22 protein-coding genes and 1 tRNA gene are annotated in these 25,550 nt (G+C 63.2%); 4 read left to right on the top strand and 19 right to left on the bottom strand.

Translation table 11 applies throughout. The features are described 5' to 3' along the window. Window positions 1-3: 3 nt before the first annotated feature. The 15 genes from nuoK to BLT42_RS12395 all read right to left on the bottom strand — a co-directional run bounded on the left by nuoK (window position 4) and on the right by BLT42_RS12395 (window position 13,461). Complete coding sequence (gene nuoK, locus BLT42_RS12465) at window positions 4-312, bottom strand: NADH-quinone oxidoreductase subunit NuoK (RefSeq protein ID WP_091771351.1); 309 nt, start codon at window positions 310-312, stop codon at window positions 4-6. Beyond that, window positions 312-923 (bottom strand): NADH-quinone oxidoreductase subunit J, encoded by a 612-nt coding sequence (locus tag BLT42_RS12460; RefSeq protein WP_176780356.1) that lies wholly within the window; start codon window positions 921-923, stop codon window positions 312-314. The genes nuoK and BLT42_RS12460 overlap by 1 nt, the downstream gene beginning before the upstream one ends. Before the next feature lie 42 nt (window positions 924-965). Next, window positions 966-1,454, bottom strand: coding sequence for an NADH-quinone oxidoreductase subunit NuoI (gene nuoI, locus BLT42_RS12455; protein WP_091771283.1), 489 nt, complete (start codon window positions 1,452-1,454; stop codon window positions 966-968). A 5-nt stretch (window positions 1,455-1,459) separates the two neighbouring features. Beyond that, entirely contained in the window at window positions 1,460-2,539 is a 1,080-nt protein-coding gene (nuoH, locus tag BLT42_RS12450; RefSeq protein ID WP_091771281.1) for an NADH-quinone oxidoreductase subunit NuoH, read from the bottom strand. A 4-nt stretch (window positions 2,540-2,543) separates the two neighbouring features. Further along, window positions 2,544-3,050: a GlcG/HbpS family heme-binding protein gene (locus tag BLT42_RS12445; protein ID WP_176780355.1), complete on the bottom strand. Its 507-nt coding sequence runs from the start codon at window positions 3,048-3,050 to the stop codon at window positions 2,544-2,546. Window positions 3,051-3,061: 11 nt separating this feature from the next. Beyond that, the gene (nuoG, locus tag BLT42_RS12440) at window positions 3,062-5,155 is read right to left on the bottom strand and encodes an NADH-quinone oxidoreductase subunit NuoG (RefSeq protein ID WP_091771277.1); all 2,094 of its coding nucleotides are present in this window, start codon (window positions 5,153-5,155) and stop codon (window positions 3,062-3,064) included. A gap of 175 nt (window positions 5,156-5,330) precedes the next feature. Beyond that, a complete protein-coding gene (locus BLT42_RS12435; protein WP_091771275.1) occupies window positions 5,331-5,723 on the bottom strand; it encodes a hypothetical protein in 393 nt (130 codons plus the stop codon). A 47-nt stretch (window positions 5,724-5,770) separates the two neighbouring features. Next, window positions 5,771-7,081 carry an NADH-quinone oxidoreductase subunit NuoF gene (nuoF, locus tag BLT42_RS12430; RefSeq protein ID WP_091771273.1) on the bottom strand — a complete coding sequence of 437 codons (1,311 nt, stop codon included), beginning with the start codon at window positions 7,079-7,081 and terminating at the stop codon, window positions 5,771-5,773. Further along, complete coding sequence (nuoE, locus tag BLT42_RS12425; protein WP_091771271.1) at window positions 7,078-7,749, bottom strand: NADH-quinone oxidoreductase subunit NuoE; 672 nt, start codon at window positions 7,747-7,749, stop codon at window positions 7,078-7,080. Before nuoE ends, nuoF begins: the two co-directional genes overlap by 4 nt. Next, entirely contained in the window at window positions 7,746-8,948 is a 1,203-nt protein-coding gene (locus BLT42_RS12420; RefSeq protein WP_091771269.1) for an NADH-quinone oxidoreductase subunit D, read from the bottom strand. Before BLT42_RS12420 ends, nuoE begins: the two co-directional genes overlap by 4 nt. A gap of 3 nt (window positions 8,949-8,951) precedes the next feature. Then, entirely contained in the window at window positions 8,952-9,554 is a 603-nt protein-coding gene (locus tag BLT42_RS12415) for an NADH-quinone oxidoreductase subunit C (RefSeq protein ID WP_091771267.1), read from the bottom strand. An 11-nt stretch (window positions 9,555-9,565) separates the two neighbouring features. Beyond that, the gene (locus BLT42_RS12410) at window positions 9,566-10,132 is read right to left on the bottom strand and encodes a NuoB/complex I 20 kDa subunit family protein (RefSeq protein WP_091771265.1); all 567 of its coding nucleotides are present in this window, start codon (window positions 10,130-10,132) and stop codon (window positions 9,566-9,568) included. Window positions 10,133-10,136: 4 nt separating this feature from the next. Continuing rightward, window positions 10,137-10,505: an NADH-quinone oxidoreductase subunit A gene (locus tag BLT42_RS12405; protein WP_091771263.1), complete on the bottom strand. Its 369-nt coding sequence runs from the start codon at window positions 10,503-10,505 to the stop codon at window positions 10,137-10,139. A gap of 283 nt (window positions 10,506-10,788) precedes the next feature. Beyond that, a complete protein-coding gene (locus BLT42_RS12400; RefSeq protein WP_091771261.1) occupies window positions 10,789-11,655 on the bottom strand; it encodes an alpha/beta fold hydrolase in 867 nt (288 codons plus the stop codon). Between the two features lie 114 nt (window positions 11,656-11,769). Beyond that, the gene (locus BLT42_RS12395) at window positions 11,770-13,461 is read right to left on the bottom strand and encodes a carboxylesterase/lipase family protein (protein WP_176780354.1); all 1,692 of its coding nucleotides are present in this window, start codon (window positions 13,459-13,461) and stop codon (window positions 11,770-11,772) included. Between the two features lie 186 nt (window positions 13,462-13,647). Here BLT42_RS12395 and BLT42_RS12390 point away from each other — a divergent pair, with 186 nt between their 5' ends. Beyond that, entirely contained in the window at window positions 13,648-15,948 is a 2,301-nt protein-coding gene (locus tag BLT42_RS12390) for a patatin-like phospholipase family protein (protein ID WP_176780353.1), read from the top strand. 94 nt (window positions 15,949-16,042) lie between these two features. On the opposite strand, the gene BLT42_RS12385 is transcribed toward BLT42_RS12390, so the two are convergent. Continuing rightward, complete coding sequence (locus BLT42_RS12385) at window positions 16,043-17,734, bottom strand: DEAD/DEAH box helicase (protein WP_091771256.1); 1,692 nt, start codon at window positions 17,732-17,734, stop codon at window positions 16,043-16,045. A 406-nt stretch (window positions 17,735-18,140) separates the two neighbouring features. Here BLT42_RS12385 and BLT42_RS12380 point away from each other — a divergent pair, with 406 nt between their 5' ends. After that, a complete protein-coding gene (locus BLT42_RS12380; RefSeq protein ID WP_143024140.1) occupies window positions 18,141-19,085 on the top strand; it encodes a hypothetical protein in 945 nt (314 codons plus the stop codon). Between the two features lie 213 nt (window positions 19,086-19,298). Here BLT42_RS12380 and BLT42_RS12375 read toward each other — a convergent pair. Next, window positions 19,299-19,375, bottom strand: a tRNA-Asp gene (locus BLT42_RS12375). Between the two features lie 101 nt (window positions 19,376-19,476). Further along, complete coding sequence (locus BLT42_RS12370; protein ID WP_091771252.1) at window positions 19,477-20,760, bottom strand: adenosylmethionine--8-amino-7-oxononanoate transaminase; 1,284 nt, start codon at window positions 20,758-20,760, stop codon at window positions 19,477-19,479. Window positions 20,761-20,803: 43 nt separating this feature from the next. On the opposite strand from BLT42_RS12370, the gene bioF reads away from it, so the two are divergent. Next, window positions 20,804-22,021 (top strand): 8-amino-7-oxononanoate synthase, encoded by a 1,218-nt coding sequence (gene bioF / locus BLT42_RS12365; RefSeq protein WP_091771250.1) that lies wholly within the window; start codon window positions 20,804-20,806, stop codon window positions 22,019-22,021. Then, window positions 22,018-22,671 (top strand): dethiobiotin synthase, encoded by a 654-nt coding sequence (gene bioD, locus BLT42_RS12360; protein ID WP_091771248.1) that lies wholly within the window; start codon window positions 22,018-22,020, stop codon window positions 22,669-22,671. Before bioF ends, bioD begins: the two co-directional genes overlap by 4 nt. A gap of 42 nt (window positions 22,672-22,713) precedes the next feature. On the opposite strand, the gene BLT42_RS12355 is transcribed toward bioD, so the two are convergent. Then, complete coding sequence (locus BLT42_RS12355) at window positions 22,714-25,287, bottom strand: M14 family zinc carboxypeptidase (RefSeq protein WP_091771246.1); 2,574 nt, start codon at window positions 25,285-25,287, stop codon at window positions 22,714-22,716. Window positions 25,288-25,550: the final 263 nt, after the last annotated feature.

Raw genomic sequence — 25,550 nt, 5'->3', positions numbered from 1 at the left:
CCCTTAGCCCTTCATCAGATTGGCGCCCTCAACCGAGATATCACCCCGGTTGCGGAAGTAGACGACGAGAATGGCGAGACCGACGGCGGCCTCGGCGGCGGCGACGGTCAACACGAACAGGGCAAAGACCTGCCCGGCCAGATCGCCGAGAAAGCTGGAGAATGCCACCAGGTTCACATTCACCGAGAGCAGGATCAGCTCGACCGACATCAACAGGATGATGACGTTCTTGCGGTTCACGAAAATCCCGAACACGCCAATCGTGAACAGGATCGCCGCAACGGCGAGATAATGTCCCAGACCGATATCGATCATTCGCCAATCCCCTGTCCTGGTTTGATGTCGAGCATCTCGATGGCTTCCTCGCGCCGGCGGCCGACCTGGGCCGTCACGCTCTGGCGCTTGACGCCGGACTTGTGACGCAGGGTCAGCACGATGGCGCCGATCATGGCAACCAGCAGAACCAGACCGGAAGTCTGGAAGAAGTATATGTAATCATTGTAGAGAATGAGACCGAGCGCCTCGAGATTGGACATCCCTTCCGGCGTCGCCGCGGCGCGCAGCGCCTCGGCTTGCGGCGAGGTCTGCCAGGTCATCGCGATCATCACCAGCTCGCCCGCGAGGATCAGCGCGACGATGGCGCCGAGCGGGAGATAGCTCAAAAAGCCCTGTTTCAGCTCGGTGAAATTGACGTCGAGCATCATCACCACGAACAGGAACAAGACCGCGACCGCGCCGACATAGACAACGATCAGCAGCATGGCGAGGAATTCCGCGCCAAGCAGGACAAACAGGCCCGCCGCCGAGAAGAAGGCGAGGATCAGGAACAAAACCGACCTGACCGGATTGCGCGCGATGACGACCATAAAGGCCGACGCTATCAGCACTCCGGAAAAGGCCCAGAAGGCCAGTGTTGCGAGCATGATGCCCTCTTCCGTTCTCTTGCTTCTCAGATAACGGCCGTATCAGCGATACGGCGCGTCGAGTTCCAGATTCTTGGCAATTTCCCGTTCCCAGCGATCGCCGTTCGCGAGCAGTTTTGCCTTGTCGTAATAGAGTTCTTCGCGCGTCTCGACGGCAAATTCGAAATTCGGCCCTTCGACGATGGCGTCGACCGGGCAGGCTTCCTGGCAATAGCCGCAATAGATGCACTTGGTCATGTCGATGTCATAGCGCGTGGTGCGGCGTGAGCCGTCCTCGCGCGGTTCGGCTTCGATCGTGATGGCCTGGGCCGGGCAGATCGCTTCGCACAGCTTGCAGGCGATGCAACGCTCTTCGCCATTGGCGTAGCGGCGCAGCGCGTGCTGACCCCGGAAACGCGGGCTGAGCGGCCCTTTCTCGAAGGGGTAGTTCAGCGTCGCTTTCTTGGCGAAGAAATACTTCATGCCAAGCCCGAAGGCGGACCAGAAGTCCATCAACAAGGCACCGCGAATGGTTTGTTCAATACGTCCCATGACGATTATCCCTGTGCCCCGAAAACGATGTAGGCGCCGACCAGTGCGACCGCGGCCAGCGAGGTCGGCAGGAAGATCTTCCAGCCCAGACGCATCAGCTGGTCATAGCGATAGCGTGGCACGAGAGCCTTCACCATGGCGAACATGAAGAAGAAGAAGACGACCTTGATCGCGAACCAGAAGAAGTACCACAGATGCGAGGCCAGGTATGGCCAGGCAGTGGTGTCCAGCTCGATCGGTGAATTCCAGCCACCAAAGAACAGGATCGTCGTCATCGCACACATCAGGACGATGTTGAGATATTCGCCGATCATGAACAGCAGATAGGGCGTCGAGGAATATTCGGTCTGATAACCGGCGACGAGTTCCGATTCCGCTTCCGCCAGATCGAAGGGCGGACGGTTGGTCTCGGCCAGGGCCGAGATGAAGAAGATCACCGTCATCGGGATCATCACCAGGAACATCGGCCAGCCATCTTCAAACAGGGCGCGGCCGGCGAGCACATTCCAGTTCCAGAAGCCGCCCGACTGGGCCTCGACGATGACGGTCAGATTCATCGAACCGGCAAACAGCAGCACGGTGACGATGACAAAGCCGATCGAGACTTCATAGGAGACCATCTGGGCCGCTGAACGCAGCGCCGCCAGGAAAGGGAATTTCGAGTTGGAGGCCCAGCCGCCGATAATGATGCCGTAGACACCCAGCGAGGACATCGCGAACAGGTAGAGCAGGCCGACATTGAGGTCCGAGATCACCCAGCCCGGTGCCACCGGCACCACGGCCCAGGTGGCAAAGGCCAGAACCAGGGTCAGCAGCGGTGCGAGAATATAGAGCGGGCGATCAACGCCGGCCGGAATGACGATTTCCTTGAACACGAATTTGAAGAAATCCGCGAAGGATTGCAGCAGGCCGAAAGCGCCAACCACATTGGGGCCCTTGCGCATCTGCACCGCGGCCCAGACCTTGCGGTCCATCAGCAGCAGGAAGGCCAGCGCGATCAGCAAGACAATGGTGAAGCCGAGGATCTGCAGCACGGCCATGCCGAGCCCGCCCCAAATGCCGAATTGAGTGATGAAGTCTGCCATGCCTCTACTCCGCCCCGGCCCGCTGATAGGTCAAACCAGCCGCCATAATGCCGGCCATCGCGCATGCTTCGTCATCCGCCGAGCTGGCCCCGGAAGCGCCAACGCCGCCGATCAGTTCGCCGGCGGCCGTGCGGATCGGGACGCCGCCCTGCAGCGTCGCCAATCCGGGCACATGATAAATCTCGGGCCGGTCCTGTGCCGCTGCACCCAGGCCACCGGTCAGTTGGCCCAGATTCGCAGCGGTGCGGCCCTTCCACTGGGCAATCTCCAGCGAGGCGAGAATGGCGCCATCCATGCGCGACAGGGCTTGCAGATTGGCGCCCTCATCGAACACCGCGATGGTCAGTTTCAGCGCGTGCTCATCGGCATAGGCTTCGCACGCCGCGATGATGGTGCCGGCGGTGCTGGCATCAAGCGTGGCGCGCGGGGTCTGGGCGTGGGCCAGCGGCGCCGTCAAGGCGAGCCCGGCCACTGCCAGGAAACCGAGGATAGCGGTACGAGAATTCATCATCAGCCCCATCCTCATTCCGCCGCAGCCTGGGCTGGCCCGGCGGCGATGGCGGAGCATTCCGCCAGCGTCTTCGAGGCCCGCACGATCGGGTTGGTAAAGTAGAAATTCGTCACCGCGACACCGAAATCGCTATCGGCGACATCGCCAGCCGCGCCAATCTTGGCGACGTCGAATTCGGCGGCGTCATCGCTACCCGGGGCATAATCAATCCCGGCGAAAACGGCGTGGCTGGCGAACAATTGACGGCGCAATTGCGCCAGATTGTCATACGGCAAGGTCTTGCCGAGGTGCTCGGACAGGGCGCGGAAAATCGCCCAGTTCTCTTTCGCATCGCCTTTCGGGAAGACGGCACGCGAGGCGAGCTGAACCCGGCCCTCGGTATTGACGAAAATCCCGTCCTGTTCGGTCCAGGCGGCGCCGGGCAGGATCAAATCGGCGCGGTGGGCGCCGGCATCACCATGGCTGCCGATATAGATCACGAAGGCCTTGCCGAAGCTGGCCATGTCGAGCTCGTCGGCGCCCATCAGCACGATGGTGTCCATGCTCGCCGATTGCAGGCCGGCAACGTCATGCCCGCCTGTCCCCGGCACGAAGCCGAGATCGAGACCGCCGACGCGGCTGGCCGCCGTGTGCAGGACGTTGAAACCATTCCAGTCAGCGCTCACCGCACCGACCGCTGCGGCCAGTTCACCGGCGGCGCGCAGGACCTGCTCGCCATCGGCGCCGGCCAGGGCGGCCGAACCGAGAATGATCATCGGACGCTTGGCGTCTTTCAGCGTCTTGATGAAGCCGGAGCGCTTCTTCTTCAGGCCCGCCAGATCGGCGGCAGACGTGCCGACATGCTCATAGGGATAGGTCAGATCGACGGGCGCGCCGATCAGGCCCACCTGGGTGTCATTATTGAGCCAGGTCTTGCGGATGCGCGCATTGATCATCGTTGCTTCGGTGCGCGGATTGGCACCGATGATGAGGATGGCATCGGCTTCTTCGATACCGGCAATCGTGGTGTTGAAGAGATAATCCTGGCGATTGCCCGAATTCAACTTGGAGCCATCCTGGCGGCAATCATAGGAGACGACGCCAAGCGCATCGAACAGGTCCTTGGCGGCCTTCATTTCCTCGACCGAGCACAGATCACCGGCAATGGCGCCGATTTTCGAGGCATCACCGGAGAGTTTGCCGGCAGCAATCTTCAGCGCTTCAGGCCAGGCGATGGCGCGCAGCTTGCCGGCTTCGCGGACGTAAGGCTTGTCGAGACGCTGGCGGCCGAGGCCTTCCCAGGCGTAGCGCGTCTTGTCGGAAATCCATTCCTCATTCACGCCCTCATGGACGCGCGGGAGAATCCGCAAAACCGCAGGTCCGCGCGCATCGACGCGAATATTCGAGCCGACCGCATCCATCACATCGATGGTTTCGGTCTTTTCCAGCTCCCACGGGCGGGCGTTGAAGGCGTAAGGCTTGGAGGTCAGCGCGCCGACCGGGCAAAGATCGATCACATTGCCGGAGAGTTCCGAGGTGATGGACTTTTCCAGATAGGTGGTGATCTCGGCATCTTCACCGCGGCCGATCATGCCGATTTCCGGCACGCCGGCGATCTCGGTGACGAAGCGGACGCAGCGCGTGCACTGGATGCAGCGCGTCATCTCGGTGGCGACGATCGGACCCATATATTTGTCTTCGACGGCGCGCTTGTTTTCAGGGAAGCGCGAACCGGTACGGCCATAGGCAATCGACTGGTCCTGCAGGTCGCATTCGCCGCCCTGGTCGCAGATCGGGCAATCGAGCGGGTGGTTGATGAGCAAAAACTCCATCACCCCTTCGCGCGCCTTCTTGACCATCGGCGACAGCGTATTCATCGCCGGCGGCTCACCATTCGGCCCGCCGCGCATATCCTTGACCTGCATGGCGCAAGAGGCCGCCGGTTTGGGTGCCCCCACCAGCTCGACCAGACACATGCGGCAATTGCCGGCCACCGACAGGCGCTCGTGATAGCAGAAACGCGGAATTTCGCGCCCGGCAGTCTCGGCGGCCTGCAACAGCGTGTAGGAAGTCGGAACCTCGATTTCCTGGCCGTCGATAATGATTTTGCGGAGATCTTCGCTCATGATGTGTGCTCTCCGGAGAAAACGGACATGGCCTCTTTCCTCACCCATTTATGGGGGAGGTGGCCGCGTAGCGGTCGGAGGGGGCAAGAGAGGTGGGCGCCAAGCCCCCCCTCCGCCCCTTCGGGGCACCTCCCCCATGCATGGAGGAGGACAAAACCTTCTGCCAGGATCGCGCTCATGCGGCGACTCCTGCAGTTTGGGGCCTAGGCGCCCGTAACCAAAAAACTGTGCCCCAGGCGGCTGCGCCGACCAGGTAGGGTACCGCGCGAGCAAAACTGGTGGCGAGATCAGACAGCCCCTGGGCAAAGCCCCCGGCCCGGCCAATCGCCACCCCGACGGCCAGGACCAAGACGATGCTGACCGCCCGCGCGATCATGCTGAATGGCGTTTCCTGCAACCCGACACTTCTAACCAGCACCTCAGACGCGAACCAGGCACCACTGAAGATAACCCCCACCAGCATGACAGCGGAATTGACAGCGCCCAGCCAAGCCTCACCCGACCCGCCAGCAACCCCCAGGGTCAGATACGCAGTGCCCATGCGCAGCAAGATGATCAATGTCACCATCGCGAGGACTGCCAGAACATATGTGAGGAAAGTTCTCACCGCCCGCCCTACTCCGCCGCTACTTGCGAAACAAACACCGGCTTGCCGGCGCGATAATTATTGATGCGGGACTCGATCTCGCCACGGAAATGCCGGATCAGGCCCTGGACCGGCCAGGCAGCCGCATCACCCAGGGCGCAGATCGTGTGACCTTCGACCTGGCCGGCGACGTCGAGCAGCATGTCGATCTCGGAGATCTCAGATTCGCCGCGCGACATGCGTTCGAGCACGCGCCACATCCAGCCGGTGCCTTCGCGGCACGGCGTGCACTGGCCGCAGCTTTCATGGCGGTAAAAGTAAGAGATCCGCGCGATGGCTTTGACGACATCGGTCGACATGTCCATCACGATGACGGCCGCGGTGCCAAGGCCCGACTTGTGGGCCTGCAGGGCATCGAAATCCATCAGCACGTCGTCGCAGATATGTTTCGGCAGCAATGAGACCGAGGAGCCGCCCGGGATGACGGCCTTGAGATTGTCCCAACCGCCACGCACGCCGCCGGCATGGGTCTCGATCAGGGCCCGCATCGGGATCGACATCGCTTCTTCGACATTGCACGGCTTGTTCACATGGCCGGAGATCGAGAAGATCTTGGTGCCGACATTGCGCTCGCGCCCGAAGCTGGCGAACCATTCGGCGCCGCGGCGCAGGATTGTGCCGGCGACAGCAATGGATTCGACATTATTGACGGTGGTCGGGCAGCCATAGAGGCCGGCATTGGCCGGGAATGGCGGCTTCATGCGCGGCTGGCCTTTTTTGCCTTCCAGGCTTTCGAGCAGGGCTGTCTCTTCGCCGCAGATATAGGCGCCGGCGCCGTGATGGATATAGACGTGGAACGGCCAGCCATGGATATTCTTGTCGCCGATCAGCTTGGCCTCATAGGCCTCCTTGACGGCGCGCTCGAGCGCCAGGCGCTCGGTGACGTATTCACCGCGCAGGTAAATGTAACAGGCATGCGCCTGCATCGCGAAGGAGGCGATCAGACAGCCTTCGATCAGCAGATGCGGATCATGGCGCATGATCTCGCGATCCTTGCAGGTGCCCGGCTCGGATTCGTCGGCATTGACGACGAGATAATGCGGGCGCGCGCCCACTTCCTTCGGCATGAAGGACCATTTCAGACCGGTCGGGAAACCGGCGCCGCCACGGCCGCGCAGGCCGGAGGCTTTCATATTGTCGATGATCCAGTCACGGCCCTGCTCAAGGATCTCCTTGGTGCCATTCCAGCAGCCGCGCTGTTTGGCACCCTCGAGACCGGCATCATGATGCCCGAACAGATTGGTGAAGATGCGATCCTTGTCCTGGAGAAGCTGGGTCATGATTTGGCCTCCGCTTTTCCGGTATTGGGCAATTTGATCTTCTTGGCACGCGACCCGTCATACAGCGCCGGATCGGTCAGCACCTTGGTGCCGTGCGGCTCGGAGGCGTTACGCTCGGACTGCGGGCCGTATTTGATGTCTTTGCCGGCGGCGAGATCATCGAGGATCTGCTCGAACTTGGCCGCGTCGAGGTCTTCGACGTAATGATCGCCATCCTTGTTGGCGAGCTGGAACATCGGGCCATTGGCGCAGGCGCCCATGCATTCCACTTCAACCCAGGTGAATTTGCCATCGCCGGAAATCTCGCCGGCTTCGCCAATGCGCGATTTGCACACCTTGATCAGCGCTTCCGAGCCACGCAGCATGCACGGCGTCGTGCCGCAGACCTGGATCAGGTGTTCGCCGACCGGAGCCAGGTTGAACATGGTGTAGAAGGTGACGACTTCGTAGACGCGGATATAGGGCATTTCCAGCCGTTCCGCGACAACGCGCAGGGCCGGTTCAGACACCCAGCCCTCTTGCTTCTGGACGATCCAGAGCAGGGGAATGACGGCGGAAGCCTTGCGCGCTTCAGGATATTTCCCAAGCCAGAACGCAATTTCCTTCTCGCTCTTCGCGTTGAAGGTGAAGCTGTCCGGCTGTTGTTTGGCGAGACGGCGTACGCTCATCGGTCGATCTCCCCGAACACCACATCGAGCGATCCGATGATCGCCGCGACATCGGCCAGCATATGGCCCCTATTCATGAAATCCATCGCCGCGAGATGGGCAAAGCCCGGCGCGCGGATCTTGACGCGGTATGGCTTGTTGGAGCCATCAGAGACGAGATAGACGCCGAACTCGCCCTTCGGCGCCTCGACGGCGACATAGCATTCGCCCGCTTCCACCTTCACGCCCTCGGTATAGAGCTTGAAGTGCTGGATCAGCGCTTCCATCGAACGCTTCATCTCGGCCCGGCGCGGCGGCGAGAACTTGCTGTCCGTTGCCAGGACTTCGCCCTGGTTTTCCGGTTTTTCCAGCCAGTCGCAGCACTGGAGCATGATTTTCACACTCTCGCGCATTTCGGCCATGCGGCACAGATAGCGATCATAGCAATCGCCATTCTTGCCAACCGGCACCTGGAAATCGAGCTCGTCATAGACCGAATAGGGCTGCGAGCGGCGCAGATCCCAGGCCAGGCCGGAACCGCGCACCATCACGCCGGAGAAACCCCAGGCGAGCACGTCTTCCTTGGTGACAACGCCGATATCGACATTGCGCTGTTTGAAAATGCGGTTCTCGGTCAGCAGCGTATCGATATCGTCGAGCTTGGCCGGGAATTGATGGCACCAGGCGCGGATATCAGCGATCAGCTGCGGCGGCAGGTCCTGATGCACGCCGCCAGGACGGAAGTAATGCGCGTGCATGCGGCTGCCCGATGCGCGCTCATAGAAGATCATGAGCTTTTCACGCTCTTCAAAACCCCAGAGCGGCGGGGTCAGCGCGCCGACATCCAGCGCCTGCGTCGTGACATTCAGCAAGTGATTGAGAACGCGGCCGATCTCGCAATACAGAACGCGGACATACTCGCCGCGCTTGGGCACGGTGATGCCAGCCAGCTTCTCCGCCGCCATGCAGAAGGCGTGTTCCTGATTCATCGGCGCGACATAGTCGAGCCGGTCGAAATAGCCGATGCCCTGGAGATAGGTCTTGTGTTCCAAGAGCTTCTCGGTGCCGCGATGCAGAAGACCGATATGCGGATCGACCCGTTCGACGACTTCGCCGTCGAGCTCGAGCACCAGGCGCAACACACCGTGCGCGGCCGGATGCTGCGGTCCGAAATTGATCGTGAAATTGCGTGGGGCGGATTTGGTTGCGTCGTCAGCCATGACCTAGCCCTCCGCCTTCTCGTCGCCGGGAAGGATGTATTTGGCACCCTCCCACGGGCTCATGAAATCGAAATCGCGATAGGCCTGGACCAGTTCGACCGGCTCGTAGACGACGCGTTTCTGCTCGTCATCCCAGCGCACTTCGACATAGCCCGAGAGCGGGAAATCCTTGCGCAGCGGATGCCCCTCAAAACCGTAATCGGTGAGGATGCGGCGCAGATCCGGGTGATCGGAGAACGAGATGCCATACATGTCAAAGGCTTCACGCTCATACCAGTCGGCGACCGGGAAGAGCTCGGCCACACTGGCAACCGAGGTCTCGGCATCGGTGGCCAGCTTGACGCGAATGCGCTGGTTCTGGTGCATGGAGAGCAGGTGATAGACGACATCGAAGCGCTCGCTGCGCTGCGGATAATCCACGCCGCACAGATCGATCAGCGTCGTGAAACGGCAGGCCGGATCATCGCGCAGATAGCGCAGCACATCGGTGATGCGGTCGCGGTGGATGTGGATCGTCAGATCGCCAAAGCTGATATCCCAGCTCTTGACGGCTGAATCCTGGGCCGCTGCGATATGCTCGCCTAGCGTCGTGAGGGCTTCGCTCATCTCGTCCTCTCCTAGCGCTCGATCGAGCCTTCGCGGCGGATCTTCTTCTGCAATTGCAGAATTCCGTACACGAGGGCTTCAGCGGTGGGCGGGCAACCGGGCACATAGATGTCGACCGGCACGATGCGGTCACAGCCACGCACGACAGCGTATGAGTAGTGATAATACCCGCCGCCATTGGCGCAGCTACCCATCGAGATGACATAGCGCGGCTCGGGCATCTGGTCGTAGACCTTGCGCAAGGCGGGCGCCATCTTGTTGGTCAAGGTGCCGGCAACGATCATCACGTCAGACTGGCGCGGGCTGGCGCGCGGGGCAAAGCCGAACCGCTCCAGATCATAGCGCGGCATCGCAGCCTGCATCATTTCCACGGCGCAGCACGCCAGACCGAATGTCATCCACATCAGGGAGCCGGTACGGGCCCAGGTGACGAGATCATCGGCAGCGGCAACGACGAAACCCTTGTCGGCGAGCGCATCGGAGACGCCGTCGAAGAAGGGATCATGCGCCTTCGGATCATATCCGGGAACCGCAGCGCGGCCGGCCATTCCAGCAGGTGGTGTGAGGTCTGAGGTCATGGCTTCATTCCCAATCCAGCGCGCCCTTTTTCAGCTCATAGATAAAGCCGATCGTGAGCACGGTGAGAAAGACCATCATCGACCAGAATTCGAATGCCCCGAGGCTCTCGCGCAGCGTTACCGCCCACGGGAAGAGAAAGGCCACTTCAAGGTCGAAAATGATGAACAGGATGGCGACGAGGTAGAAGCGGATGTCGAATTTCATCCGCGCATCGTCAAAGGCTTCAAAGCCGCATTCGTAGGTCGAGACTTTTTCCGGGTCAGGATTCGAGGGCGCGATCACAAAGGCCGCGGCCATGAAGCCGACACCCAGAGCTGCCGCGATGCCAAAGAAAATCAAGATAGGCAGGTAATCGAGAAGCAACGCGTCCATTGCCGGGCCTCGCCAGATTGCGTCCGATACCGGGCTGGTATCCGCCGGGGTGCCTGTCGTGAAACGCCACAGGACGAATCAAAACACCGCAACAGCCCCCTGCCCGATTTGGCGCGGAAGCTAGATCGCACCGGCCTCTGGGGCAAGGGCAAAAGGCGGCGTTATTTCAGTGATTGCGGCAGGATGGGCCCGTCAGGCAGGGCAGTTGCGAGCGGGTCGCAAAGATCGGTGTGGAAAGCCGGATCCGACAACGCCCGCAATCACCGGCTCGTGGCGCAGCGGCTCAACGCAGTGCGCGTCGCGCAATGCCCGCGATCCAGGCGCCAACACGGTCCGGTGCTTCCATCGGCGCCAGATGGCTGACCGCGTCAATTCGCTCGATGCTGACGCCGCGACGCCGTAACCCCGCCTGATTGACGACGGTCGAACCGCGGGGGGCCTTGAGCACATGGGCGCGGTCGCCAACCATCCGTGCCGCGCGCATGCAATCATGCCCCTGGGCCTCATAATTGGCCGCTTCCCAATGCGGGTCACAGGCCAGATGCACACCGGTTTCGTCTTCGACCAGACCGTCGGCGAGATAATCCTCAAGCACGCCGGGGCCCCAGCTGGAAAACGTCTTGTGACGCCCGTAACGCCGGGCAACAGCTGCGCGATCGGCCCAGCCATTGGCGCGGCGCCGGGCCTGATTGGCGATGCCGAAACGGCCCTTGAACAGGTTGTGCGTGGGCCAGCGCCCCACCAGATTGACACTGAGGGGCAGGATGACCGGTTCGACCAGCGCCAGCACCGGTCTGGTTGGCAAACGGGCCGCGGCGAGCAAGCTACTGGCGGCCCCCATTGAATGCCCCGACAGAATGGCCGGAGCCTGCGGCAATTGGTCGTAGAGCTGCCGCAAGTCAGCGGCATAGACATCCCAGCTGCGATGAGTGTCCGGATCGGCTGGCAGGCGCGAACGTCCATGCCCGCGCAGATCCGGCGCGACAATCTCGAAACGGTCGGCCAGCGGCGTCAGCATCTGGTCATAGGCGCGGGCGCAAAACCCATTGGCATGGGCAAACACCAGCACGGGCGCGCCGGGATTGGACCAGACCCGGGCCGACAACACGCCATCGCTCAGTCGATAGTCTCGGTATTCAGGCACAGTCATGCGCGGCTTTCCAGCTATGGCCCTCAAGGAGAACCACCGCGTTCAAGCATTGCGAGCACCCATGATCAATCCGTATCCACCGCGCCGGGCCGCATACACCTCATACACTTGTCCCTAGTCGTCACCGGCGCCGGCGGGCTCACAGCCGAACGCCTCATGCATCGCCTCACCGGCGGCGACGTCGCGCATGGCGGCGATACCGGCTATCGCGCAGCGATCAGCCGCAGTGACGTCCTGATTGGCGATGATCTCGGCGGTCAGGCGGGCCCAGTCATCATTGCCGGTGAGGACGTCCACACCACCGTCGGCTGGCGTGTCGAACCGCAGCAGGCGTCCGCCGGCCTGCCAGACCGGCCAGTTCAGCCACTCCCCCTCGCCCGCATTGGGATCACCGGCACGGGCAAAGGCGCCCCAATAAGCGCCCATCGCGTTCGCCACAGCCTGCCGGCCCTCGGCATTGGCGTTGGTGAAAAGGACTTTGCCGATATCGCCGTAAAGGATCGAAAAATCGTTGAACACGAAGGGCAATTCCATGCTGTGCGCCGCACCGAGCAAGGCGCCGGTGTCGGTGAAGAGCAATGAACCGCCCTCATCCCAGTCAAAACGATAGGCCCAGACCCGGTCATGCCCGGCGGCGACAAGGCGGTCGGCCGCATCATCGACGCCGTCCAGCCGCCAGAGCCGGGCACCATAATCGCCATTGGCGACATAGCGCGCAGGATCACGCCGATTGCGGATCACTCCGAATGTCGTCTTGGTGAATTCCGGGTCGAAGGCGAGATAAAGCCGGCTCTCATCGCGATTACTGCCGGTAATCAGAGGCACGAACCGGCGCTGCGGGTCTGCGAAGGCGGCGCGCATTCCGCCCACCGGCAAGGTCACACCATCTTCGATCACCCGCGGCATATCAGCCTCGCCATAGGCGGCGAAAATGTCCTCGAGCGAGGCCGCCCTCAAGGCGCTGGCCGGCGCATTGGCACCGGCAAAACGTGCACCGGCCTCCAGACCGGCGATCTCGTCCAGCGCACTGGCCGGCAGAGGCTGGGTGCCTTCGGCGCGCGCCAGCGAGACGCTGCGCATGGTGCCGCTTTGGGCGATGGCCCGATGGAAGAGGCCATCCGCCAGCGGCGAGGCCATCAGGGCCAACACATTCTGGGCGCCGGCGCTCTCGCCGAAAATCGTGACCCGCTGCGGATCACCGCCAAAGACCGAGATATTGTCGCGCACCCAGGCCAGGGCCGCGATCTGGTCCAGCAAGGCGAAATTCGCCGCCGCGTCCTCGGGCATTTGCGCATCGGCGCGCAGAGCCGGGATCGCGAACCAGCCGAGCGGGCCCAGCCGGTACTGGATGACCGCCACAATGACATCCTGGTCAAGCGCCAGCTGCGAGCCATCATACTGGCCTGCATAGCCCCATGTATTGGCGCCACCATGGATGAAGACCATGACCGGAAGATCGCGGTCACTGGCCCCCGGCGGCGCGTAGATATCGAGATAAAGGCAATCCTCGCCGCCGATCAGTTGATCCGGTTCCAGGTCGGAGTCGAAGCCATTGGTGATCTGGGCGCAGCGATCCGGCGATTCCAGCGCCTCAAACACACCCTCATGCGCCAGCACCGGGCGTGGCGCGCGCCAGCGCAAATCCCCGACCGGCGGTGCGGCAAAGGCCAGGCCGCGCCAGGCCTCTGCGCCGCGGGCGGTGCGGGATCCAATGACCTCGCCCTGGTCGAGCACGCGAATGGTCGCGGGGTCTGATACGGGCTGCGCGGGCGGTTGGCCCGATTGGCCACAAGCGGCGAGTCCCAAGCCCAAAATCGCTGATAGAATAATGCGCATTTCATCCCCCAAGCCACAACTTCGCCAGAAAGTGCGGTGATTACCGGTCAAGGGCAAGACGCGATTGCGCGATCGAAGCCTTGACCTTGACCTCTCGCTCCTCAACCAAGGTGATAGCGGCCGCTCTGCCGCGCGTATCAGGATATGGAAATCGGCATGGCATCTCGTTTCAGACACTGTTTCCGGCTGCTGGTCTGCGCCGCTCTCGGTGTGACCGCCGCGGCGCCTGGCCTGGCTCAGCCCGGCGAGATCCCGCAGGCCCAGGGCACCGGCTATGCCGACGGGCTGATGACGCTGCCACCGCCGGTCACCGAGCCGGATCGCTGGACGCGCTGCAATCCCGCGCCGGCGCCGTGCAATCATCCACGCATCGCCCTCGTCCTCTCCGGCGGCGGCGCGCTGGGCATTGCCCATATCGGGGCCATACGCACGCTCGAGCGGGCTGGCGTCCAGCCTGACCTGATCGTCGGCACCTCCATGGGCGCCGTGGTCGGCGGCCTCTATGCCACCGGCTATTCGGCTGACCAGCTCGAGCAGGCCGTGCTCGCGATGGACTGGCAACGCATTTTCAGCGCAGATTCGCCGCGCCGCTCGCTCTCCTACCGTCGCCGGCGCGAGGAGGAGAACTTCCCGGCCGAGCTGAGTTTCAGCGTCGATCGCGACGGGCTGCGCCTGCCGCGCGCCTTCATCAATGACCAGAACCTCAATCTCTCCCTGCGCAATATGGTTCTCAATCCGGGCCGCGGCTCGTTCGACGACATGCCGATTCCCTTCCGCGCCGTCGCCACCGATATCGTCACCGGTGAGCCGGTCAGCCTGGAGGATGGCGACCTGGCGATGGCCATGCGTGCCTCCATGGCCGTGCCCGGCGTGCTGCCGCCGGCGGAGATCGATGGACGGCTGCTGGTCGATGGCGGGCTGAGCAAGAATATCCCGGTCGATGTCGCCCAGGCGATGGGCGCCGATATCATCATCGTCGTGGCGATGCAGGGCCGGCTTCTGACGGCTGAGGAATTGCGCACCGGGGTCGATCTGATGGCCCAGTCGATGACCCTGCTTGTACGCTCCAACGAGACCGCCCAGCTGGCCCTGCTCGGACCGCAGGACATTCTGATCCAGGTCGACCAGGGCACGCTGACGACCGGCGATTTCTCCCGCGGGGTCGAGCTGATCGAAGCCGGCACGCTCGCCGCCGATGCCTATTTCCCACAATTACAGGCCCTCGCAACCGACCACACCCGCCTGGTATCGCGCCCCCTGCCCCGGATTGATGAAGTCCTGATCGAAAACACGTCCCGGCTCGACGATTCCGTCCTGCTCTCCCATGTCCACCAGGCACCGGGCGAAGCGCTGGATGTCGAGAGCCTGTCCGACGATCTCGCCGGGATTTACGGTCTGGGTGCCTTCGAATGGGTGACCTATGAATTGCGCGAGAACGGCGAAAATACCGCGCTGGTGATTGATGCCGTCGCGCGCGCCGATGATGTCGCCCATATCCGGGCCGGCATGACGCTGGAGAATGATTTCGACGGTAATGGCGAATACCTGATTTCGCTGGAATACCGCTCGCCGCCAATTGACCGTTTCGGCTCGGAGGTCCGGGTGGATGCCGTATTTGGCGACCGGTTCGGCCTGACCGCGGAAGTGTTCAAACTGTTCGACACCTCACAACATCTCTTCGTCGCGCCGCGCGCCAATTTCGTCATGCGCAATGTCCCGCGCTATCGCGAGGACGGTTTCCGCACCGGCTCCTACCGCGCCAATTTCGCCGAGATCCAGCTCGATGCCGGCTGGCAGTTCGACATCCCGGCGGAAATCCGTTTCGGCTATCAGCGCGGCACGGGCGAGGCGCGTCTGCATGACGGGTTTGCGACACCTGAAACCATTGCGGTCGATATCGGCCAGTTCAATCTTTCCGCCGGGCTCGACACGCTCGACAGCGCCTTCTTCCCGACCCGGGGCGTACGCCTGTCATCGCGCTGGTCAATCGCCCGCGAATCGATCGGTGCCAGCGCTGATTTCGAGACACTTGAAGCGCACGTCATGCAGGCCTGGTCGCGCGGCTCCGATACCCTGATCGCCCAGCTCGACGCCGCTTCGAGCCTGTCGGGCACGATGCCGATCGAATCCCTCTACCGGGTCGGCGGCCTGTTCAGCCTGTCCGGCTATAAGGAAGAAGAGCTGGTCGGTGAAACCTACGCCCTGGGCCGGCTGGTCTATCGGCGCCGGCTGAACCGCGATAACAGCCAGGCCTTCGGCGTCCCGCTCTATGCCGGGGCCTCGCTTGAGGCCGGCAATGTCTGGGCCGATCCGGACCTGGCCAGCGCCTCCGACATCACCCTGGCCGGCAGCGTCTTTCTCGCCGCCGATACGGTGATGGGTCCGGTCTATCTGGCCTATGGCCGGTCCGATGCCGACCGCCAGTCACTCTATGTCTTCGTCGGGCGCCCCTTCTAGCCGGCCCATGGCGCCAGGCTCCGGCAGGAAGAAAAACGGCCGCCCCGAAAGGCGGCCGTTTGGATATCGGGAGGTCGATCTGGCGATTGGCCGATCAGGATGGACGGCTGCCCGGACGGCGCGGTTTGAAGATCTTGCCTTCACCGCCTTTTGAGGCCGTACCCTTCGAGCGTTCCCCGCCCTTGAATTTCGGCTTGCCGCCGTCCCGTGCGGGCCCGGTGGATTTGCCATGGGCGGCCGGGCGGCCCTCGCCGCGCTTCTCGCCATCGCGGGGTCCCTTGCCCGGTTTGCCGCGTGCGGCCGGTCGGGCATCGCCGCGTTTTTCACCATCGCGGCCGGGATGACCGGCCTTGGCCGGGCGCGGATCGCGGCGCTTGAAATCATCGCCATCACGCGCCGCACCCGTTGAGGTCTTGCCGCGTGCCGCCCCGTCACGGCCGGCATAGGCCGCCGGCGCCGGGCGTCCTTCGCGACGTTTGAAATCATCACCGGTGCGCGGCGCACCAGCGGGCTTGCCCCGCGGCGCCGCACGTTCGCCAGTGCGTTTGGGCGCGTCGCCGTCACGTCCGCCCGTTTGCGCCTTGAAGGCGCGCTTGACCGGTTTGGCGCGCGGCTTGCTCGGCACGGCGGCATCGGCCTCATCACCCTCAAGCTCGACAACATGGCCGGCGCCGCGCTTGGGAATATCGGTGCCGATCAGATGTTCGATCTCACGCAGATAATGCTTCTCGCTATTGTCGACGAGCGAGATCGCAATACCGGTCTTGCCGGCCCGCGCGGTGCGGCCGATCCGGTGGACATAGGCCTCCGGCACATTGGGCATCTCGTAATTGACCACATGGGAGACGTCATCGACATCAATGCCGCGTGCGGCGACATCGGTGGCGACAAGGATCTTGATCTTGCCGCGGCGGAAACCGTCCAGCGCACGGGTCCGGTCGCCCTGGGTCTTGTCGCCATGGATCGCCTTGGCGTTGAGACCGTATTTGATCAGATGCTCATGCACCCGGTCGGCGCCGCGCTTGGTGCGGGTAAACACGATGCCGCGCGTCATGTCCTGGGTCGACAGGATGTCGAGCAGGAGCGAACGCTTCGACTCGCGATTGCACAGGATGACGCGCTGATCGATCAGTTCGATCGGCTGCGACTGGCCGGCGACCGAGATGTGTTTCGGGTCTTTCAGCAGGTCCTTGATCAGGGCGCGGATCTGTTTCGGCATGGTCGCCGAGGTCAGCACGGTCTGACGGTTGAAATTGAGCTTGGCTGAAATATCGCGCACCGCCGGCAGAAAGCCGAGATCGAGCATCTGGTCGGCCTCGTCGAGCACCAGGGTGCGGGTCTGGTTGAGCTTGATCGCCCCGGATTCCATATGGTCGACGAGCCGGCCCGGCGTGGCGACGACGATGTCGACCCCGCGCGACAGGGCGCGGATTTGCGGGAATGGCTTGGCCCCGCCGACCACCAGCGCCACGGAATAGCGCACATGCCGGCCATAGGTGCGGATGGCCTGTTCAATCTGCGCCGCCAGCTCGCGCGTCGGCGTCAGGATCAGGGCACGGCAGCATTTCGGCTCAACCGGTCCGCCAGCATCGGCCAGCCCGTTGAGGATTGGCAGGAGGAAAGCGGCGGTCTTGCCGGTCCCGGTCTGGGCGATACCGACGAGGTCGCGGCCGGCCAGCATGTCGGGGATGAATTCGGCCTGGATCGGGGTCGGGCTTTCATAGCCCTCCGACGTCAGGGCGCGAAGAATAGGTTCGGCAAGGCCGAGTTCGGTAAATTTGGTCAAGGAGGGGCACGCTTTCATAATAGGCATCCGCCGCGTGAGCCATAGCCCATCGCGTGCGATGCCGGTTTTGCATCGAGGAAGCTTGCGTAGAACAGCCGCCATGTCGGTGTGCCGCACGCGGCACGTCTGGTTTGGCTGGGATCGATACGCAGTTAATCTCGCCAACGCACACCGTCGATGAGATCGACATCATCTACGCACGGTGTGTTGCCTGCCCTCTCCCATGAATGGGCTGTGACAGCAAGTCATTTCGCAAGACCGGCACCTCGCCCGCACGGCCTGTCCCGGCAACCCTTGGCGCACTCGACACAGCGGCGATCGCGGCCCATCAGGCGTTGCATTGCCACCATTTCCCGTTAACCTTTTTGCCATGACAGCCCAGCTTGAAGCTTTCGGGGGAATGACCATGCCATCCAATGCGATCCAACGCGCCTGCGCGCTCACCCTGGCACTCGTGCTGAGCGCCTGCGCGACCACGGTTCCGGTCTCGGTCGTCGCACCGGCCCGCTATCCCGACGCCTCGCTGCTGCGTGTCATTTACGTCGACAACCTGCGGGGCCGCGGCGGCCATGCCGTGCGCGACGCGCTGGAGACCGCGCTGGGCCGTCACACGCTGGACGGACAGAATTTCTTCACAGTGGTCCGCGATCAACGGCGCGCCGATGGCCATTATGGCGGCCGCATGATCAATGATCGCCGGCAGGAAGAATATTACCAGACCACGCAATCGGTCTGCGTCCGTTCCGGCGATGATCGCTGCGCCACCCGCGTCAATCGCGAAGTGACCTGCACACGCTATTATATCGACCTGGCCGCGCAGATCGACCTGATCGACGCCCGCACCGGCCGCATCGTCTATTCCCAGGATTACCGCAATCGCGCGCAGGACAGCTGGTGTCCCGGCCAGACGGCATCGCGCACTTATGGCCAGCTCGAATTCCAGGCCGCCCAGGGGATTGCCAGCGCTGTCCTGCTCGACGTCGCGCCGCATAATCAGCAGTTTACGGCGTCCTTCTTCACCAATTCCGACACTGTCAGCGAAACCAGCCGCCCCGCCTTCGAATACGCCACCGACCTGGCCCAGAATGATTCTGTCTATGAAGCCTGCCAGGAATGGGGCGCGCTTGAAGCGCTGGAGCCCAATAGCGCCGGCCTGCTTTTGAATCTGGGCATTTGTTCGGAACTGGTCAGCGATACCAGTGCGGCGGAGAATTATTATTACCGGGTGATGGAACTCGATCCGTCGCTGAACAACCGCGCCCGGCAGGGCATCCGCCGGGCCCGCATCGCCGCAGCCGGTGTTGATCAGCTCGCGGATATCGCCGATGCCGAGCGCGAAAACTGGGACTGACCGCGTCGGCCGGCGATGGGCAGGGCCGCAACCAGCGGCATCGCGACAACGTCAAATTCACGCACAACCAAAGCTTCCTGTTTGATTTCGGATCATTCCAGCTCGGTCCTACAAAGCTGAATGTCGCGCCGCAACGCGAAACGGCCGCCCCGGGGGACGGCCGTCTTCGTATCCAGGACCATTTTCGCTCCCGAAACCTTCGGGACAGGAAAATGGCGCGAGTGACGGGACTCGAACCCGCGACCTCCGGCGTGACAGGCCGGCGCTCTAACCAACTGAGCTACACCCGCTTGGTGTTCCCGCCTCAGCGAGAGGCGTTTGTCTAAGGTTTCACTGCCGCCCGGTCAAGCGACTTTGGGCAGGGGTGAACAGCATGAAAGCAGCGGCCCCCTCAGACGCCCGCAAAATGCTGTCCGGCCCAGCGGCGCGTCACAGCCAGACAGGTGTTTATCAGCGTTTCCAGATCGCTATCGCAGATCACGAAGGGCGGCATGAGATAAATGATATTGTTGAAGGGGCGCACCCAGATCCCGGCTTCGACAAAATCAGCCTTGAGCGATTCGACCGCCGGCAGGCCAGACATCTCGATCACACCGATCGCGCCCTGCCAGCGCACATCGACCACGCCCGGGATATCGCGGGCTGGCGGCAGAAGACGGGCGAAGGCGCGCTCAATGGCAGCGACCTGCTGCAGGCGTGGCTCACGTTCGAACAGGTCCAGCGACGCATTGGCCGCAGCACAGGCGGCCGGGTTACCCATATAGGTCGGCCCGTGCATCAGCGCGGCCGAGGCCTCATCGCTCCAGAAAGCGTTGAATATCGTCTTTGAGGCCATGGCCGCGGCCAGCGGCAGGGTGCCGCCGGTGAGCGCCTTGGAGACTGTCATGATATCGGGCGTCACGCCGGCTTTTTCGGCCGCAAACAGGGTGCCGAGGCGGCCAAAGCCGGTCATGATCTCGTCGAAGATCAGGGGCAGGCCGCGGGCATCACAGGCCTCACGCATGGCCTGCAGCGTTTCCGGCGTATGGAATTTCATCCCCCCCGCCCCCTGGACGAGCGGCTCGGTCATCACACCGGCAATCTCGCCGGCCTGCGCATCCAGCAGCGCCTCGAATCGGGCCCGCGAATCGGCATCGACCGGGAGATCGGCAATGATCTGGCGTGGCAGCGAGCCGGCAAACAGCGAATGCATGCCTTCATCGGGGTCACAGACTGACATGGTGGCGATGGTGTCGCCATGATAGCCGCCCCGAAAGGCGACGAAGCGTGTGCGCCCATGAATGCCCTGGTTGATCCAGTACTGAATCGCCATTTTCATCGCGATCTCGACCGAAACCGATCCGGACTCGCAGAAGAAGACGTGATTGAGATCGCCCGGTGCCAGCGCCGCCAGCCGCGCAGCGAGGCGTTCGGCAGGGTCATGGGTGAGCCCGCCCAGCATGACATGCGGCACGCGATCAAGCTGATCCTTCACGGCTTCGATGATGTGGGGGTGGCGATAGCCATGACAGACCGTCCACCAGGAGGATATGCCATCAATCAGCTCACGGCCGTCGGCAAGGCGAAGGCGAACCCCCTCGGCCGAAACGACCGGCAGGGCGGCCGGGGTGGTCTTCATCTGGGTATAGGGCCGCCAGAGATGCTGGCGGGCCGGATCGGGGGACGATGTTTTCATGTCAGGGCTTTAGCAGGCCTGAATTCTGTGCGACAGGGCAGAGATGAGATCGACCGAAGCCAGCCCCGAGCCAACATCCAGCGCCCTGCCCGCGTCTGCAACGCTTGACGCCTATGCCAGCGGCAAGCTGGCCGGCCTGGAGCGCAGTCAGCTGCGCCGCCATATTGTCGAAACCGATGGTCTCGATGCGGTCAGGGTCGAGCAGACCGGTCAATCCCTGCTCAATTTCTGCTCCAATGATTATCTCGGCCTCAGCCGCCATCGGGAGGTCATTGCCGCCGCCCAGGCCGCAACGGCCCGCTATGGCACCGGCTCGGGGGCATCGCGCCTGGTGACCGGTGGTCATCCGCTCCTGTTTGAACTTGAAGCGCGCCTGGCGCGCTTCAAGGGGAGTGAGGACTGCATCCTGTTCGGCTCGGGCTATCTGGCCAATCTGGCGATTGCCCCCGCCCTGCTCAGTTCCGGCGATCTGATCCTGATAGATGAACTGGCCCATGCCTGCCTGTTTGCCGGCGCGCAATTATCACGCGCCCGGGTCGAAACCTTCCCGCATAATGATCTCGCCGGGCTTTCGGCCAAGCTGGCCGAACTGCGCCCGGACGCCCGCCGCGCCATGATCCTGACCGATGGCGTTTTCTCGATGGATGGCGATCTGGCGCCCCTGCCCGGCCTGCAGGCCCTGGCTGACCGCCATAATGCCTGGCTGCTGGTTGATGACGCCCATGGTGTCGGGGTTGTCGCTGGCGGCCGCGGTTCGGCGCATGCATTCACCCCGGCGGTCCAGGCGCCACTGCAAATGGGGACTTTGTCGAAAGCGCTCGGCAGTTATGGCGGCTATCTGTGCGCCTCGCGCGCCGTGTGCGAGTTGTTGCGCACCCGCGCCCGGCCGCTCGTCTTCACGACGGCTCCGGCTCCGGCCAGTATCGCCGCTGCCCTCAAGGCGCTCGACCTGATCGAGAGCGAACCGGCGCTGTGCGAGCGGCCGACCGGGCTGGCGCGCCGTTTCTGCGCCGCCGCCGGCCTGCCCGAGCCCGCCTCGCCGATCGTGCCGGTGATCCTGGGCAGCGCCACCGCCGCCCTCGACGCCTCGGCGCAGCTGCGAGCCGAAGGCTTTCTCGTGACGGCGATCCGGCCCCCGACGGTCCCGCGCGGCACGGCGCGCCTGCGGATCACCTTCTCGGCCGCCCATAAGGAGGCCGATATTGACCGTCTCGCCCGGCTGGTCGCAGCCTGGGCGCCGCAAGATGAGGCGGTGGAATGATGCGAAGGCCCTATTTCTTCACCGGAACCGGCACCGATATCGGCAAAACCCATATTCTGTGCGCGCTGTTGTCCGCCCTGCGCGCGGCGGGGCAGCCCGCACGCGTGCTCAAACCGGTCGCTTCCGGTTTCGATCCCGATGCCCTGTCAGCCACGGACACGATCCGCCTGCTGCGCGCCAATGGCCAGGCGCTCAATGCCCAGGCCGTGCAGGCGATGACGCCCTGGCGCTTCAGGGCTGCGATCTCGCCGGACATGGCAGCGCGGCTGGAACAGCGCGATCTCCGGCTGGCACCGCTGGTCAACTGGTGCCTCGACCATCTCGACCCGGCCGGTCCGACCCTGGTCGAGGGCGCGGGTGGCGTCATGTCACCGATTGCCGAGGACGGGCTCAATCTCGACCTGATCCGCGAACTCGATGCGCGGCCCGTCCTGGTGGCCGGCAATTATCTGGGCACGATCTCTCACACGCTGACAGCCCTGCGAGCGCTCGATGGGCGCTGCACGGTGATCATCAATGAAATGTCGCCCGGCCCGGTCAGCGCCGCCGAGACGGCCAACACGATTGCGCGTCATGCCCCGCGCGCGGATGTGCGCCTCTTCGATGCCGCCAATCCGGCCAGTCTGATTGATATCCTGGACGCTCGTTGACCCGGGCATACGCCCTGGCCCGCCCGGGCCGGGCACATGGCGCTAGTAATCGCCGCGTGGCCGATTGATCAGGCCGCCGAAGAAGACCGCATTGAGGAACATTTTCTCGGGACCGCGGAATGTGGCGCGGAAATTGGGATTGTCGGCGAACATCACCACCGACCCCCGTCCCAGCCGCTGGGCAATCACCGCCGGCGTTCCGGCGATCTCGTCGCGGCGGCGCTGCGAGGCATAGCCGGACAGGAGTGGATCAGCGGCATACTCGACGACAACCGCAAACGGATCATCTTCAGGCCGGTCCAGCACGAACTCCGTATTGCGGTGCACAGCGATGAAGCGATCCGAATAGCCAAAGCCGATCGGGTGGCTGGTATCGAGATCGCCGGCAAAGATCGCACCGCCAATCACATGCTCGGCATCATCCACCGGCATGGCGGCATAATCGCGCCGTACCGGCTCACCGGTTTCCGCCGCCGCATCATCCGCATCCTCATCCAGGTCGAAAAAGGCCCGCTGAGCCATCTGCGCAGCCTGCCGTGAGGCGATCAACACGCCGCCATCATCGCGGATCCAGTCGCGGATACGCTCCAGATCGGCGCCGGCGAAACCGGTATTATTGCCGCCGACAACGACCAGATGCGTGTAGCGCGACCAGTCGAGGCCAGCGAGCTCACTCTTGCGGCGCAGGGTGACGGGGATCTGCATGCGGTGGTCGAGCTGGTGCCAGACTTCGCCGGCGTCATAGAGCGAGATGCCGTCATCGAACAGAAGCAGAATCTCCGGACGCTCGACCGGACGGAAACCATTGCGGTCACCCAGATCCGGCGTGTCGCCCGGGGTGGAGCCGGTCGTGGCCGAGTAGACAGGCACACCGTCCTCGGCCGCGATCCGGCCGGCGAGATCATGGATGTCAGCGGCGCTGACATCCTGCCCGACCAGCGGGATGAAAGCCGTGCCGGGGCCAAATTCGATCAGGCCCTCATGGGTCATGATCATTGCCGTCTCGGTCGCAATGCGGACACGGATATCCGCATCAAGCAGGCGATAGAGCGCCCGCGGGGCGTAATAGTCGGACCAGCGCAGCACATAACCATAGCTCGAGACCGGCGGTGCGCTGAATGCGATATTGCCAGGACGAGCCACCTCACCGAGCGATTGGGCCGACAGATTGCCGGTCAGGGCCGAGTATTCCAGGTCATAGGCGAGCGGCAGGGTCCAGCCGGAGACGTCATAGAAGACATTCTCCTCGAAACTGGTGACCCGGTCGAACAGGGCGCGGATCATCACATATTGCCGCTGTTGCATCGGCACGATGTAGGCCTCGCCAGCGCGATAGGTGCGACCGTCGGCGCGCAGGTCACGGGCCAGCGCGTGGACCGTGACATCATGCCGGTCGAGCAGATCAAGGAAGAGGTTGAGCCGGGCCGGATCCCCCTCGGCCGAAAAGACATAGCCGCGAGTGCGGTCACGCCCGGCACTGGCGGCCGCATCGGCGAAGAATTGCCGCTGATAGGCCGCAATCTCGCGGCGCTGCGCCAGGGCACCGGCAATCGTTGTCAGACCAGTGCGGAACTGGGTGCGGACATTATCACCATGGCTGACAAGGCCATGATTGCTTTCGATCAGACCACCGCGGGCCGAGCCAATCTCGAACAGGATACCGAGCGAGCCATTGACCTGGGGATAGGTCGAGCCCTTGCCGACATAGAAATTGTCAAACCCTTCCTCGGTCGTATAGAGGCGCGCCTCCTGGTCGAGAAAACCGATATGGTGCTGGGCGATATTGCGGGTCAGTTCACGCGCCCGTCCCGGTATCAGCGGGTTGAGACGGCGCGGTTCACCAGGGTGGAAATAGAAGGTCGCATCCGTCCCCATCTCGTGGAAATCGGCCGAGACCTGGGGCTTCCAGTGATGCCACTGGGTCAGCCAGGCTTGCGATTCCGGCTGGGTCTGCAACAGCCATTGGCGATTGAGGTCAAACCAGTAATGATTGGTGCGGGCGCTGGGCCAATTGTGCTGGGCATGGGCCGGATCGGTGACGGCAATGTCGGAACCAAACATTTCAACCAGGCTGGCGCGCCGGTTATGACCGTCCGGATTGAAGACGGCAGTGATCAGCACAACGCTGTCGCGCAAGGTCTGCTCGATCTCGGCGCCCTCGGCGGCCGCGAGATGGTAGAGCATGGGAATCGCCGCGTCCATGCCGGACGGTTCGGCGCCATGGACGCCGTAATTCAGCCAGACAATCGCCGGTCCATTGCCCGCAGCAGCGGCAGGGTCGAGCTGGGCCAGATGGGCGGCGCGGATATCCTCGATCCGGGACTGGTTTTCCGGCGAGGTGACGACGAAGAACAGGATCGGGCGATGCTCATGGGTATATCCGATGGTCTCGACCGTGATGCGGTCCGAGCCTTGCGCGATCTCGGTGAGATAGCTGACCATCTGGTCATGGCGAACCGGGCGCTCCCCGACCCCGAAGCCAAACCGGTCCTCCGGCGCCGGCACGGAAGGATTATAGCGCGTGTCCGACAGCTGGAAAAATCCGATCGGCTCTGCCAGCACCGGCGAGGCCAGGCCAAGTACAAGCAGCGCAAGGATTGATCTGAAAACGGACATGAGCGGCTCCCCCGAAACAATGAGTGTCGCAGGCAGGCTAGCGCGTGGCGCCGGGGAGGCAAGCGATGAAGTGTGATAACGGGCCGGCTTCGCGAATCCTGGCGCGCTGCGGGTGGCTTGCCCAGCCGTTGGCGGCAAGGCGTCACAAACGGCTTGATGAAACGCGGGGCGCAGCCCTCCTTCGCCAAGGCTTCGGAGGGCACCTCTTCGCCCCAGGTGCGCGCTGCGGGTGGCTTGCCACCCGAAGCCCGCAGGGCGAACAA

It is taken from the genome of Maricaulis salignorans (assembly GCF_900103475.1).
Taxonomy (GTDB): domain Bacteria; phylum Pseudomonadota; class Alphaproteobacteria; order Caulobacterales; family Maricaulaceae; genus Maricaulis; species Maricaulis salignorans.
This window is presented reverse-complemented; position numbering and strand designations above follow the sequence as displayed.

What these genes read in the sequence shown, in the direction of transcription:
- BLT42_RS12460 (WP_176780356.1), bottom strand. Translation starts at nt 923, where the DNA reads ATGCTCGCAACACTGGCCTTCTGGGCCTTTTCCGGAGTGCTGATAGCG.
- nuoI (WP_091771283.1), bottom strand. Translation starts at nt 1,454, where the DNA reads ATGGGACGTATTGAACAAACCATTCGCGGTGCCTTGTTGATGGACTTC.
- nuoH (WP_091771281.1), bottom strand. Translation starts at nt 2,539, where the DNA reads ATGGCAGACTTCATCACTCAATTCGGCATTTGGGGCGGGCTCGGCATG.
- BLT42_RS12445 (WP_176780355.1), bottom strand. Translation starts at nt 3,050, where the DNA reads ATGATGAATTCTCGTACCGCTATCCTCGGTTTCCTGGCAGTGGCCGGG.
- nuoG (WP_091771277.1), bottom strand. Translation starts at nt 5,155, where the DNA reads ATGAGCGAAGATCTCCGCAAAATCATTATCGACGGCCAGGAAATCGAG.
- BLT42_RS12435 (WP_091771275.1), bottom strand. Translation starts at nt 5,723, where the DNA reads ATGGTGACATTGATCATCTTGCTGCGCATGGGCACTGCGTATCTGACC.
- nuoF (WP_091771273.1), bottom strand. Translation starts at nt 7,081, where the DNA reads ATGACCCAGCTTCTCCAGGACAAGGATCGCATCTTCACCAATCTGTTC.
- nuoE (WP_091771271.1), bottom strand. Translation starts at nt 7,749, where the DNA reads ATGAGCGTACGCCGTCTCGCCAAACAACAGCCGGACAGCTTCACCTTC.
- BLT42_RS12420 (WP_091771269.1), bottom strand. Translation starts at nt 8,948, where the DNA reads ATGGCTGACGACGCAACCAAATCCGCCCCACGCAATTTCACGATCAAT.
- BLT42_RS12415 (WP_091771267.1), bottom strand. Translation starts at nt 9,554, where the DNA reads ATGAGCGAAGCCCTCACGACGCTAGGCGAGCATATCGCAGCGGCCCAG.
- BLT42_RS12410 (WP_091771265.1), bottom strand. Translation starts at nt 10,132, where the DNA reads ATGACCTCAGACCTCACACCACCTGCTGGAATGGCCGGCCGCGCTGCG.
- BLT42_RS12405 (WP_091771263.1), bottom strand. Translation starts at nt 10,505, where the DNA reads ATGGACGCGTTGCTTCTCGATTACCTGCCTATCTTGATTTTCTTTGGC.
- BLT42_RS12400 (WP_091771261.1), bottom strand. Translation starts at nt 11,655, where the DNA reads ATGACTGTGCCTGAATACCGAGACTATCGACTGAGCGATGGCGTGTTG.
- BLT42_RS12390 (WP_176780353.1), top strand. Translation starts at nt 13,648, where the DNA reads ATGGCATCTCGTTTCAGACACTGTTTCCGGCTGCTGGTCTGCGCCGCT.
- BLT42_RS12380 (WP_143024140.1), top strand. Translation starts at nt 18,141, where the DNA reads ATGCCATCCAATGCGATCCAACGCGCCTGCGCGCTCACCCTGGCACTC.
- BLT42_RS12370 (WP_091771252.1), bottom strand. Translation starts at nt 20,760, where the DNA reads ATGAAAACATCGTCCCCCGATCCGGCCCGCCAGCATCTCTGGCGGCCC.
- bioF (WP_091771250.1), top strand. Translation starts at nt 20,804, where the DNA reads ATGAGATCGACCGAAGCCAGCCCCGAGCCAACATCCAGCGCCCTGCCC.
- bioD (WP_091771248.1), top strand. Translation starts at nt 22,018, where the DNA reads ATGATGCGAAGGCCCTATTTCTTCACCGGAACCGGCACCGATATCGGC.
- BLT42_RS12355 (WP_091771246.1), bottom strand. Translation starts at nt 25,287, where the DNA reads ATGTCCGTTTTCAGATCAATCCTTGCGCTGCTTGTACTTGGCCTGGCC.